12 protein-coding genes are annotated in these 12,176 nt (G+C 34.3%); 9 read left to right on the top strand and 3 right to left on the bottom strand.

The window, feature by feature from the left end:
- Position 1: 1 nt before the first annotated feature.
- The gene (locus P8J93_08750; protein ID MDG2061888.1) at positions 2-751 is read right to left on the bottom strand and encodes an SDR family oxidoreductase; all 750 of its coding nucleotides are present in this window, start codon (positions 749-751) and stop codon (positions 2-4) included.
- 24 nt (positions 752-775) lie between these two features.
- On the opposite strand from P8J93_08750, the gene P8J93_08745 reads away from it, so the two are divergent.
- The 6 genes from P8J93_08745 (at position 776) to P8J93_08720 (ending at position 6,434) form a co-directional block, all read left to right on the top strand.
- A complete protein-coding gene (locus tag P8J93_08745) occupies positions 776-2,053 on the top strand; it encodes an MBL fold metallo-hydrolase (protein MDG2061887.1) in 1,278 nt (425 codons plus the stop codon).
- Positions 2,046-3,065, top strand: coding sequence for an alcohol dehydrogenase catalytic domain-containing protein (locus P8J93_08740; GenBank protein ID MDG2061886.1), 1,020 nt, complete (start codon positions 2,046-2,048; stop codon positions 3,063-3,065). Before P8J93_08745 ends, P8J93_08740 begins: the two co-directional genes overlap by 8 nt.
- Positions 3,062-3,913, top strand: coding sequence for a sterol desaturase family protein (locus tag P8J93_08735; GenBank protein ID MDG2061885.1), 852 nt, complete (start codon positions 3,062-3,064; stop codon positions 3,911-3,913). The genes P8J93_08740 and P8J93_08735 overlap by 4 nt, the downstream gene beginning before the upstream one ends.
- Positions 3,914-4,083: 170 nt before the next feature.
- On the top strand, positions 4,084-4,899 hold the full coding sequence (locus P8J93_08730) for a hypothetical protein (protein MDG2061884.1): 816 nt from the start codon (positions 4,084-4,086) through the stop codon (positions 4,897-4,899).
- Positions 4,900-4,959: 60 nt separating this feature from the next.
- On the top strand, positions 4,960-5,970 hold the full coding sequence (locus P8J93_08725; GenBank protein MDG2061883.1) for an alpha/beta hydrolase: 1,011 nt from the start codon (positions 4,960-4,962) through the stop codon (positions 5,968-5,970).
- Positions 5,967-6,434, top strand: coding sequence for a thermonuclease family protein (locus P8J93_08720; GenBank protein ID MDG2061882.1), 468 nt, complete (start codon positions 5,967-5,969; stop codon positions 6,432-6,434). Before P8J93_08725 ends, P8J93_08720 begins: the two co-directional genes overlap by 4 nt.
- Positions 6,435-6,445: 11 nt before the next feature.
- Here the strand turns inward: P8J93_08720 and P8J93_08715 are convergent, their stop codons facing one another.
- A complete protein-coding gene (locus P8J93_08715; protein MDG2061881.1) occupies positions 6,446-8,197 on the bottom strand; it encodes a DUF885 domain-containing protein in 1,752 nt (583 codons plus the stop codon).
- A 204-nt stretch (positions 8,198-8,401) separates the two neighbouring features.
- Between P8J93_08715 and P8J93_08710 the strand changes: the two genes are divergently transcribed.
- From P8J93_08710 to P8J93_08700, 3 genes are read left to right on the top strand one after another with little or no spacing between them, the layout of a single operon-like run.
- Positions 8,402-9,451 (top strand): alpha/beta hydrolase, encoded by a 1,050-nt coding sequence (locus P8J93_08710; GenBank protein MDG2061880.1) that lies wholly within the window; start codon positions 8,402-8,404, stop codon positions 9,449-9,451.
- Between the two features lie 13 nt (positions 9,452-9,464).
- On the top strand, positions 9,465-10,229 hold the full coding sequence (locus tag P8J93_08705) for an ABC transporter ATP-binding protein (GenBank protein ID MDG2061879.1): 765 nt from the start codon (positions 9,465-9,467) through the stop codon (positions 10,227-10,229).
- 1 nt (position 10,230) lies between these two features.
- The gene (locus P8J93_08700) at positions 10,231-11,319 is read left to right on the top strand and encodes an ABC transporter permease (GenBank protein ID MDG2061878.1); all 1,089 of its coding nucleotides are present in this window, start codon (positions 10,231-10,233) and stop codon (positions 11,317-11,319) included.
- 100 nt (positions 11,320-11,419) lie between these two features.
- Here P8J93_08700 and P8J93_08695 read toward each other — a convergent pair whose 3' ends face one another.
- Entirely contained in the window at positions 11,420-12,025 is a 606-nt protein-coding gene (locus P8J93_08695; protein ID MDG2061877.1) for a TetR/AcrR family transcriptional regulator, read from the bottom strand.
- Between the last annotated feature and the right edge of the window lie 151 nt (positions 12,026-12,176).

Below are 12,176 nucleotides of genomic sequence, written 5' to 3'. Positions count from 1 at the left end.
TTCAGGATGATATTGAGTAACCGCCATCTACCTTCAAAGTTTCTCCTGTAATATAACTAGCTGCCGGAGATGTCATAAATAACACTGCGTTGGCAATATCGACAGGATCTCCAAATTTTTTTAAGGCTATTCTATTAATAATATCTTTCGACATCTCTTCAGAATTGACTATTGGTTCAGTCATTCTAGTTTTTATAAACCCAGCTGCTATTGCATTAATACGAATAGAGTCATCAGCCCATTTCATTGATAAAGTTTTTATTAATTGAACCAATCCTCCTTTTCCGGCGCCATAGCCAGGAACAATTGGCATACCAAAGAAAGACGACATTGAAGCTATACCAATGATAGATGCACCACCTTGAATAGTAGATTTTTTTAAAACTGGTTGTAATAAATTTGATAGCCGGTAAAAACTATTTAAGTGAATGTAAACTGCTCGATCAAAAATATCAGGAATATCTTCACTTTTTCCATCTGGGAAAGTCAAACCTCCATTGTTAATAAGGATATCTAGTTCTTTGATGGAATTTTTAATGTTATCAATACTTTTTTTATCTTCTAGATTTAATTTAATATATGAAAATTTATCTGTAATGTCTGGGTATTCTTTTAGAGATGATTTTGTACCAGTAATTGTGACACCAGCACCTGAAGCTAAGTAAGCTTCTGCGATAGCCTTGCCAATACCGCTTGTTCCGCCAGTTACAAGAATTTTTGCTTTTGAATAATCAAATGAGATGTAGCTCATAGATAAATATATTAACATGTGAATATGGGATCGTTACTTATTAATAAAAGACCTGGTTCTCTGGACATAAAACCGGCAAGTCAGAAAAAACCTTTTCGTATAAATGATTTTATTTATTTATCAGAAGGAGCTAGTAATAGTTATTTGATTGAAACCGCTGAGGGTAATATTTTAATAAATACTGGCTTGGGAGTTGAGGCTCCAGTGCATAAGTATTGTTTTGATCAAGTTAATAAACATGAAATTAAATATATTATATATACCCAAGGTCATGTTGATCACGTTGGAGGCTCAGGCTTTTTCAAAGAATATAACCCAGATGCAATTCTAATTGCTCAAGAGAATATTATAGAACATCAATCCTTTGATGCATTAACCCAGGGAGGAAGGGCTTTAAATTCTTATAAGTTTTTTGGTGAAATGATTGATCTCATGAATGATGCTATTTCTAGATCAGAAAAAATAGGCTTTAGAGATATTCAATCAGTTGCTGAACCAGATATTTTGTTTAAAGATGAATATAAATTTTCATTAGGAGGGCTAAATATAGAGCTTTATTCAGTTCCAGGAGGAGAAACTTTAGACTCTCTTCTAATTTATCTACCTCAGCATAAAATTCTTTTTTCAGGTAACTCTTTTGGACCCTTATTTCCTCATATTCCAAATTTTTGTACTATTCGAGGAGATAGAATTAGATTTGCGATCCCATATCTAGAAATGTGTAAAAAAGTCTTAGAACTTAAACCTGATATTTTGATTACTGGTCATTTTAAACCCATTGAAGATCAGCAATTAATCTATGATGAGGTCAAAAATTTACATGATGCAGTTGATTATATTCATAATAAAACTATAGAAGGCATTAATAACGGAAGAGACATGTATGAATTGATGAGTACGACTGTTTTACCAGAGAAATTATCAGTTGGAGAAGGTTATGGGACCGTTGAATGGGTGATTCGTTCTATTTATGAAGGATATACAGGTTGGTTTAGACATAAATCAACAACAGAATTATTTGCTTATTCACCTCAAAGCATTTTTTCTGAATTAAATAATTTAATTGATAGAAAAGAGATTTTAAAAAGGATAGAAGAGTTGATTGCTTCATCGGAGTATTTAAAAGCTATACATTTATGCGAGATATTTATTTCATCCAATGATGGTGATAAAGAAGCATTAAAAATGTATTTAGACATACATATTAAGTTATTAAAAAAATCTAAAAAGAATTCAAACCGCTGGATAGTAAAATGGTTAGAAGCCGAGATAGATGAAACAAAAAATAAATTAAATGTCTAAAAAGTCTCAACAAATTAATATTCATGGTCCTGATCTATTGTCATTAGATTTGATTGATTATCCAATAGTTGGTTCTGATGACTTAATTGTTGATATTAGATGCTGTGGAATATGTGGAACTGATTTGGGTTACCTATCATCAGGAGGCTTGATGGGCCCTCAAGATAAACCTATGCCCCTTGGCCATGAAATGTCTGGTGTAGTAATTGAAGTAGGGTCTAACATTAAAGATATTCATTTAAATGACAGGATAGCAATTAACCCTATGGGAAATCATAACAGCATAGGTAATGGTGGTTCAGAGGGTGGAATGACTAATTTTCTGTTAGTAAGAAATGCAGTTTTAAATGAAAATATTTTTAAGTTACCTGATGAAATGTCTTTTGAAATAGGGGCTTTGATTGAACCCTTTGCTGTTGCTTTAAGAGCTATCAATCGCTCAAATCTTAGACCTGAATCAAAAATTGGAGTATTGGGATTAGGCTGCATTGGCCTATCTGTAGTCACATTACTAAGTTATTTGGGTTATAAGAATATAGTTGCTATTGATCTATCTAAATTAAGAGTTTTGCATGCAAACAATTTAGAGTCTGTCCTTGCTTTTGATGATTGGAATACTTTTTTACAAACTTTGAAAGAATTCCATGGAGAAGAAATGGTATTTGGTATGAAAGTACCTGATACAGATGCTTTTATAGACTGCACTGGAAATCATAAAATACTTAGTAATATTATTGAAATTTCAAAAACGCATGCTCGTATCATTGTTGCCGGTTTACACAAAGAAAACGCCTTAATAAATTTTAGGTCAGTTTTAATGCGTGAACTTGAAATCACAACTTCTATGGCTTATTCAAGTAAAGAATTTCTGAATTCTCTAGAAATTTTATCTAAGAATATTATTGATCAAGATACATTTATTAGTCATAAATGTAAGATACAAGATTATAAGCAGGGTTTTGATCTAGCTAAAAATGGAAATATAGCCACAAAAGTCATGTTTGAGATATGAGATTTCTCTTTTCTAGATTTGGATATTTAATCTGCATATTTACTGTTATAGGTCTCTCAATTTCATTTATAGAATCAGGTTACAGTGCATTACAAGTTTTAGTGTTTGCTTCTCTGGGTTCAATGATATTTATGTTCTTGGGCGAAATTTTTGTCCCATTATTCAAGAAATGGAAGCCAAATCTGAAAGAAAATTTTTTTCCTGATTCTAGTCTTTTTTTAGTGAATTATATTTTGCTGCAGAGTCAATTATTACAGGTTTTTCTTGCATCGATGGCTATCCAGCTTGCTGGAGGTGGTCTAAAAATATGGCCAACGGAGTTACATATAGTATTTCAATTAGTTATTGCTTTAATAATTTCTGAGTTTGGGCTGTATTGGTTTCATAGAGCTTCTCATGAAGTTCCTTTATTATGGAGATTTCATAAAATTCATCATAATCCAAAAAAACTTTATTGGTTTAATGCGACAAGATTTCATTACCTTGATGTAACGCTGCTTCAGGTTTGCGGAGTAGTTCCTTTATTATTTTTAGGAGCAGAAGCCAAAATAATTGCGTTAGTTACAATCTTTAGCACTGTCCATGGCTATTGGCAGCACATTAATGCTAATCAAAAACAAGGAATTCTTAATTATTTATTTTCAGGCCCCGAACTTCATAGATGGCATCACAACATTGAACGTGAAATTGCAAATCATAATTATGGTAATAACTTAATTTTATGGGATCATATTTTTAAAACCTTTTATTGGCCAAAGAAAGAAAATGATAAAATTCAAAATATTGGGGTGGAGGGTAATTTCTCAAATACTCTTAGGTCTATGATGGTTGATCCATTTAAAGAATAATGGTGTTACTGGTAAGCTAATTTTCAACAATGGCACCAAATAAAGACTAATTTTCATTATTTAATTAGATAAAAGAGATGACTATGAATAAATTATTATTAGTGATAACTCTCTTCTATATTGTTGTCAGGTTTTATTAACTTCATGTATTACCGGTTAAAGGAGAAGTTATGATTATGGAATTATCATCTTGGTCTGAGGAGGCCTTTAATACAGCTCCAGATTCAGACAATAAGATTCATGAAGATAAAATAGCTAAAGAGTTTGGCTTTAAAGGAGGCCTGGTGCCTGGAGTGACAATCTCATCTTATCTTGCTCACCCAATCATTGAAGTTTGGGGGGTTGATTGGTTATCTAAAGGATATGCTAAATGTCAGGTTACTTCGCCCTTATATGATAAAGAAGAATTTAGAGTTGATTCTTCAATTATTGAAAAGAATTTAATCAAGGCAACATTGTATAGGTCGGATGAAACAGTAAGTGCCTCAGCAGATTTTTCTATAACCAAAGAATTACCAAGCCCTCCAAAGAGAAGAAATGATCCATTAATTAATTCTAGTAAGGAAATTCCAAAGGCTAGTTTTGATGTCTGGAAGAGACTACAAGACGATGGGTGCTATTCTTTTAATTTCTTTTGGGGTGGTAAAGATCCATTAATTTATCTCAAGAATGATAAAAATTTACCTGATTTATTAAAGCCTTTAAAAGTAGGATTTGCTAACTTATCCTTTCTTTTGGGGTGTTCAAATTGGACTTTGGCAGGAAATGCATCTATGAACCCTTGGCTTCATTTAGAGACTACTTCTCAGAACTTTAGACCGGTCAATTTTAATACAAATATTGTTGCTGAAATGTCTATAAATAGTTTTTATGAGAAGAAAGGGCATGAATTTGTCGATGTTGATGTTAATTTATACGATGAGATAGATAATTTTTGCGTTATGACAATAAACTTAATTGCTATCTATAGGCTAAGACGCGCATAGTCTAAGCGAGTAATTTTTATGGTTAAACTTCATTAATAAGAAGAGCAATATGAAGAAATTATGGCTTTAAGAATCTTTAAATATTTATTTCTAGGAGTTTTTCTACTAATCCTCTTACTGTTGATAATTCTTACAGTAGGTTCAAAGCAATCAATGGATTCAAATTTCTCTCACACTAATGCTACAAAAGACCTTCCAACCTTCAGTTCTAATATAGAGAACGGTATAGTCAACATAAGTACAGGGGAGATGACTTTTAGGGCAAGAATAGCCGGATTTAATGGGGACTCTTCTAAGAAAGTGGCGATTCTTTTACATGGATTCCCTGTTACTTCAGCTATGTGGGTAGATCTCATTGAACCACTTGAAGAAGCTGGCTATCGTGTGGTCGCATTTGATCAACGTGGATATAGTCCGCTTGCTCGACCCGAAACGCTAAACTCCTACATAATTTCTAAGCTTACCAATGATGTGTTTGAAGTAGCAGATACTATAGGTGCAGAAGAATTTCATTTAATAGGTCATGATTGGGGTGCGGTTGTAGGTTGGTCAGCTGTGTTATCTAATCCTTCAAGGATAACAAGTTGGACTGCTTTATCATTTCCTCATCCAGCAGCTTTTAGTGCGGCGTTACAAGATGACCCTGATCAACAGGACAGAAGCAGTTACGTCGCTTTTTTTCAAACTCCTTGGCTACCGGAAACCGTCTTCAGCTTCAATAACTTCAGTGCCCTTAAGACATTATTTGAGGGTATGTCAGCAAAAAAGATGAAAGAATATATTAATGTATTCAGTGAACCGGGAGCATTGACCTCAGCATTAAACTGGTATCGGGTTTTAGGAGATAATGGTCTTTCAAATCTAGACAGTATTGACAGCTTAGAAGTAAAGACACCCACTCTTTTTCTATGGGGAAACCAAGATCCTTCTGTGGGCAGAGTAGCTGTAGATAGGATGGCTGAGTTTATGAAAGGCCCTTACACTAATATTGAGTTAGAAGCAGATCACTGGTTATTCGTTGATAAGCCAGAGAAAGTGATTAGTGAAATTTTGATTCACATTGAACAATGAACCTCTCCTTAGTCCTATCTCTTATATTGCTCTTTGCTGGCGGTGTTTCAGGAGAATATCTTAAAGATATGTCTGTAACGAAAGTAGTAGATGGAGATACAGTATATGCCTCTTATAAAGGTAAAATTCATAAAATAAGACTTCTGGAAATTGATGCACCTGAAAGAGATCAACCCATCGGTAGAGAATCAACCGAATTTTTAAAAGAATTATTAAAAACTAAATTGATAGATGCAGATATTTCGGGACAAGATCGTTATAAAAGAGACCTTGCAAGAATTTATGTAAAAGGTAAAGACATCAATAGGATGATGGTCTCCAACGGCATGGCTTGGGTTTATGACGCTCATGTCACGGATAAATCCTTTTATACAGATCAAACATTAGCTCAAACAAATCAATTAGGAGTATGGTCTTCAAGTGATGCAATTCCTCCTTGGACTTGGAGAAAAAAGAGGAAATAAAGAAAAGATTATTAGTCCTTACTTTCTTCTATATAGTTTGTAATGAGAGAATCAACTTCATTTAAGGGAAGGGCTCCATGACTTAAAATAACATCATGGAAACCCCTGATATCAAAATTCTTACCTATCTCTGCTCTAGCTTTTTCTTTCAAGCTTAAGAATTTCATTTGACCAATTTTATATGCCAAGGCTTGTCCAGGCATGACTATGTATCTATCAATCTCATTAACAATGTCTAGTTCTGATTTGCCAGCATTGTTTAAAAAGAAATCAATGGCCTTTTGTCTATCCCATTCAAAATAATGTATCCCAGTATCTACAACCAATCTTACTGCTCTCCACATGTCATAGGTTAGTTGACCAAACTTAGAGTATGGATCCTTGTATAACCCTAAATCGTAACCCAAACTCTCGCTGTATAAACCCCACCCCTCAACAAAAGCAGTGTAGGGGCTGACTCTTCTAAACATTGGCATTTCTTCCATTTCCATAGCTAAAGAAATCTGTAAATGATGACCTGGTACAGCCTCATGAACAGAAAGAACTTCCATTTCAAATTTAGGTCTAGTTTCTGGTTTGTAGAGGTTTACATAATAATAGCCCGCTCTTGACCCATCCGGAGAAGGAGACATGTAATAAGCTGTGGTTGTGTCTGGAGCAGATTCCTCAGGAATAGCTCTCAAGCCATAAGGTGTTCTTGGAAGATTGCCAAATAGTTTTACTAATTCGGGATCAATTCGTTTTGAAACCGCAAGATAGCCCTCAAATAATTCTTCTGAAGTTTTATAATAAAATCGTTCGTCTTCTCTTAGGAATGTTAAGAAATCTTTAAAAGAACCTTCGAATTCTAGGTCCTTAATTACAACTTCCATTTCGGCTCTTATTCTTTTAACTTCATTCAACCCTATTTGATGAATTTCTTTAGGAGAAAGCTGTGTGGTAGTAAACGATTTTGCCAGTACCTCATATAATTTTCTGCCATCTGGAATATCATACAAACCAACGGTTTCTCTAGATTGCTCCAAATATTCTTTCTTAAAAAATTCCTCTAGTAATACATAAGAGGGTATCACTGACTCTTGTATAACTTTTTTGGCTTTACGTCGAAGAATAATTTGATCTGCATTAGATATCGAATCTGGTAAGTCTTTAAAAATTTTATAGAAAGGGCTATCCAAGACGCTACTTTGGCTTTGTAAGGCTATCTGTCTATAAACTCTGTTCATCAATACTCTGGGCGGTTTATAGCCCATTTGTATGCCTATTCTAGCTAAAGTAATAGTTTGATTAATTCTTTTATCTAGGCTTTTTAGTCTTTCAAGCCAAAAAGAAAAATCCTTGAAAGATTTCAGTGGAATAACTTCTGAATCTTCATGGGCCAGTTGTACGCCGCCTCTGTGACCAAAGGGCAATAAGTGTCTATTGAAGTTACTGATCTCTAGATCAGTGGCGGTTAACTGAGAAAATAATCGCAGGTTTAATTGATTTGATTCAGAAAGGTTTTCAGCATTGAAGGTTTCGAGCTTCTTCAAGGTAGCTTCTATATGGAGAACTCTTTTTTTAATAGCCTCTAATGAATTATCTCTCCATTTAGTTTCATAGCCCTTAATACCCATAGCAGTAGCATAGACAGGACTTTGGCTTAATCTATATTGCCATTCGCTATCTAGAAAAGATAAGAATTCTTTGTTTGCACCATCATCTTCTGTCCAGCCATTAGTTGTTATCAACAGTCCGCAGAGTAGGAGTAGTTTTTTCATCATAATGGCCTCTTAAATCTTCTATTCATCATAGGTTAAAACTTAAGAAAGGCAAAATATGATCTGATATAATCCTTCAATCTCCCCATTGATTTAGAAAACCTAGAGCTAAAGGCTAACTTTCCAGCCTATATTCATTTCCTCTAGCTAATATTCGAAGGTGAGTAAAGTTATGTGATATGGTTGAATCTAATCAAGGAAGTGCTTATGACTAATAAAATTTTGAATGATATAAGGATAGATAGAAGGATAAAAGATGTATTTGGGCAACTAGAATTTGATTCAGTACAACCATCTGGATTTAAGTCTCGTGAAGAAATAATGGAATTTGAAAAAACCGATGATTCGATAGCAGGAAAAGAAATAATGGAACTTATTAATAATTCTGATCATTACAAAGAAATTATTCCAAGTGCTGGTCTTGTTACCTCTACAAAAGAGTTTAAATCTAATCCAGATGGCAATAAGATAAAAATTCAATACATTAGACCTGACACCGATGAAACTCTTTCTTGTGTCTATTATATTCACGGAGGAGGGATGGAAATGAGCTCTTGTTTTGATGAGCTTTACTCAGCATGGGGCCGTTGCATAGCAAGGCAAGGTGTTGCAGTGGCTATGGTAGATTTTAGAAACGCAAGATGGGCTTCATCCGCACCTGAAGTAGCACCTTTCCCCGCAGGCTTAAACGACTGCGTTTCAGGTATTAAATGGATCCATCGTCATAACAGTGAACTTAATATAGATCCTAGTAGGATTATCATTGCAGGTGAAAGTGGCGGCGGAAATTTAACCATTGCAACTGGACTTCGTCTTAAACAGGAAGGCGCTTTAAATTTAATCTCAGGTTTGTATCCTCTTTGCCCATATATAGCTGGCCAATGGCCTTTACCAGAAAACCCTTCTTCGGAAGAAAACGAAGGAATTTTATTAAGCCTTCACAGTGAGCATGGTGTTTCTCATGGCGCCTTAGTTTATGGAATTGAAGAATTCAATAACAAGAACCCCCTTGCATGGCCTGGTTTTTGCACGCTGGATGATGTGAAAGGCTTGCCTCCAACTTATATTATTGTTAATGAGTGCGATCCATTAAGGGATGAAGGTATTAATTTTTATAGGTTACTAAGGGAAGCTAATGTAGATGCACAATGTCGTCAAGTTATGGGAAGTATACATGGAACTGAAATATTCTTGGGTTGTATAGAAATAAGCGATGAAACAGCTATGAGTATTGCTAATTTCTCAAGAAGGCTTTGAGTACAAGATTTGTATGAATATTATTGAAGTACAAAACCTTCTTAAATCTTATCCGCAACCTGGAAATAAAAAAGAATTATTTAATGCAGTCGATGGAGTCACCTTTAGTATAAAAGTTGGCGAGGTTTACGGAATTCTTGGTCCAAATGGAGCGGGTAAAACTACAACACTTGAAATGCTAGAGGGATTAAATGATATTGACGGTGGCTCTGCCTTAATTAATGGCATTGATGTGAGCAAGAATACGTTTAAAGTTAAAGAAATTATAGGCGTTCAACTTCAAGCAAATGAATACTTTGATAAGCTTAATTTAACGGAATTACTAATTCTTTTTAGTAAGCTTTACTCTCAAGAAGTTAATTCGGATGAATTATTAAAAAAAGTAGATCTTTTTGATAAATCCAAGGCTAAACCTGAAGAGCTTTCTGGCGGCCAAAAACAACGCTTCTCCATTGCGTGTGCTCTTGTTAATAATCCAAAGATTTTATTTTTAGATGAGCCAACTACAGGTTTAGATCCGCAAGCGAAGCGTAATCTCTGGAGTCTTGTAAAAGAACTTAATACTTCTGGGATGACAATAGTATTAACCACTCATAATATGGAAGAAGCAGAAATTCTATGCAGTAGAATCGCAATTATGGATAAAGGCAAAATAATTGCCGAAGATACTCCCCATGACTTAATTAAGAAATATACTTCAGAATCTCATCAGAAATCTTTAAGTGGAAATATAGAAGATGTATTTCTTACTCTTACAGGACATAAACTTAAGGATTAAGATGTTTACAAGTTTACAACTCCATTTAGCAAAAGTATTTTTAAAGATCTTTTTAAGAGACCGTCAATCAATCGTCTTTAGTCTTTTTTTTCCTCTAGCTTTTATAGGAGCTTTTTTATTTTCAGGAGAAGACTCAGATCCTATAAATATAGGTTTAGTAAATAACTCTAACACCATCATATCCAAGAACTTCTCTGAACTAGTTATGGGGGACCCTCTCTTTAATATTACAGAAGGAGAAGAATCCAATCTTAAAAATCAGTTGTTCTTGGGAGATCAAACGGCCATTATCGTAATACCAGAAAACTTTGATTATCTTAAAAAAAATGGTGAATTAAAACTATTGTTAGATGCTTCACAAGTAAGACAGATTGAGGCGATTAAAGAAGTGCTTAATGCAAGTTTACTTTCAATCGAGCGAGAGATAAGAAACGTAGAACCGATGTTTAGTCTTAAGGTTGAAGATGTTAAAGCAAGACCTCAACGTTACATTGATTTCTTACTTCCCGGACTATTGGCTTTTATGTTGATGAATTTAAGTATCGCTGGTAGCGGATTTAACATAGTTGAATATAGACGTCGCGGAATCCTAAAAAGACTTTTTGTAACTCCTATTCAGCCGAAAGATTTTATTATCTCAATTGTTCTAGCCCGAATGGCAATTGTCCTAATGCAAATTTCAGTAGTTCTTAGTCTCGCAATAGCACTTTTAGATATAAAAATTGTAGGAAGTTTCTTTTCGTTATATGGCATGGTTGTGCTCGGCACTGTTATTTTTCTTTGTTTAGGATTTTGTTTAGGAAGTATCGCAAAAACTCAAGAAGCTATCAGGCCTATAGTTGGTGCGGTTATTTTTCCTCAACTTGTATTGTCAGGTATTTTCTTCCCGATTAGTTCCATGCCTGAACTTATACAACCACTTGCTCATGCACTTCCCTTAAGCGTTATTGCTACTGGTTTGCGTGATATTGCAAATGATGGAACTTCTTTGTTAGCTTTGAATACAACGACTCTAGGAGTTAGTATATGGTTAATTCTAAGTTTTATTATTGTAACGAAGTTTTTTGTTTGGAAAGAAGTAGCTAGCTAGATTTAATAAAACGAAGTCAGGCAAATTTTTTATTTGTCTTAACCCATCATAATTCAGCACTTGCTTAGTTACCATGAGATTATAAGCTTTGCTTCTTTGTCTAGATATTTGGGATAGGGTCACCTGAGTGAAAAATAGCACGCAACATATTTTTCTGAAATATAACTAAGTCTTTTTTGCTGGCCCCGTCAAATATCATTAATTGTAATGTATGTCCAGACCCTATATAGAGTCTTGTTGCAGCCATAGTATTAAAATCCTTGGGTAAAATACCTTCTCTTTTACCTCTTGCAAGAACTTTACGAACTCTTTCGTGAAGATCTTTAAGTAAATCTTGATAGTCTCTCCATACACTTTGATTAATGCCCGCACTCCAATCCAGCCACACCTGAATCAATTCAGGGTTATCAAAGCCTTCTTGAACAAAAGCTGCAGCCAGATCGGTCATGGCGCCTACAACTGAATTTTGTCCAAGGTTTAGAGTAAAAATCTCAATGAGAAAATCTTCCACTTGTTTAATTGCTGCAAAAACTAGGTCTTCGCGTCGTTTAAAATAAAAATGGACGGTTGAAACTGAAACGTCTGCTAATACGGCAACATGTGAGTGAGTTACTCTTGAAATCCCGCGTTGAGCAACAGCACTAACTATGAATTTTTCTAAGAGTTTTTGACGTTCTTTTGGTGGAAGTCTCAAATTTTTATTCATACAATTATTTTATTACTTAAATTTTATTTGAATAGCACTTTTCATGCATTCTACAAAGCCAAGATAGATCAAGAAAACAATACCATTTGGATAATTCTGTCAGATAAAAAATTATAAACATAGTAAATAACCAGATGCTTTATAGACCTTT

It is taken from the genome of SAR86 cluster bacterium (assembly GCA_029268615.1).
Taxonomy (GTDB): Bacteria; Pseudomonadota; Gammaproteobacteria; order Magnimaribacterales; family Magnimaribacteraceae; genus JAQWNM01.
The sequence above is the reverse complement of the archived record's forward strand: the minus strand, read 5'-3'. Positions and strand labels throughout refer to the sequence as shown.

Bases quoted from the DNA above. Each gene is read 5' to 3' on its own strand.
- P8J93_08700 (MDG2061878.1), top strand. From the start codon at position 10,231: ATGTTTACAAGTTTACAACTCCATTTAGCAAAAGTATTTTTAAAGATC.
- P8J93_08745 (MDG2061887.1), top strand. From the start codon at position 776: ATGGGATCGTTACTTATTAATAAAAGACCTGGTTCTCTGGACATAAAA.
- P8J93_08695 (MDG2061877.1), bottom strand. From the start codon at position 12,025: ATGAATAAAAATTTGAGACTTCCACCAAAAGAACGTCAAAAACTCTTA.
- P8J93_08725 (MDG2061883.1), top strand. From the start codon at position 4,960: ATGGCTTTAAGAATCTTTAAATATTTATTTCTAGGAGTTTTTCTACTA.
- P8J93_08730 (MDG2061884.1), top strand. From the start codon at position 4,084: ATGATTATGGAATTATCATCTTGGTCTGAGGAGGCCTTTAATACAGCT.
- P8J93_08720 (MDG2061882.1), top strand. From the start codon at position 5,967: ATGAACCTCTCCTTAGTCCTATCTCTTATATTGCTCTTTGCTGGCGGT.
- P8J93_08750 (MDG2061888.1), bottom strand. From the start codon at position 751: ATGAGCTACATCTCATTTGATTATTCAAAAGCAAAAATTCTTGTAACT.
- P8J93_08710 (MDG2061880.1), top strand. From the start codon at position 8,402: ATGACTAATAAAATTTTGAATGATATAAGGATAGATAGAAGGATAAAA.
- P8J93_08740 (MDG2061886.1), top strand. From the start codon at position 2,046: ATGTCTAAAAAGTCTCAACAAATTAATATTCATGGTCCTGATCTATTG.
- P8J93_08735 (MDG2061885.1), top strand. From the start codon at position 3,062: ATGAGATTTCTCTTTTCTAGATTTGGATATTTAATCTGCATATTTACT.
- P8J93_08715 (MDG2061881.1), bottom strand. From the start codon at position 8,197: ATGATGAAAAAACTACTCCTACTCTGCGGACTGTTGATAACAACTAAT.
- P8J93_08705 (MDG2061879.1), top strand. From the start codon at position 9,465: ATGAATATTATTGAAGTACAAAACCTTCTTAAATCTTATCCGCAACCT.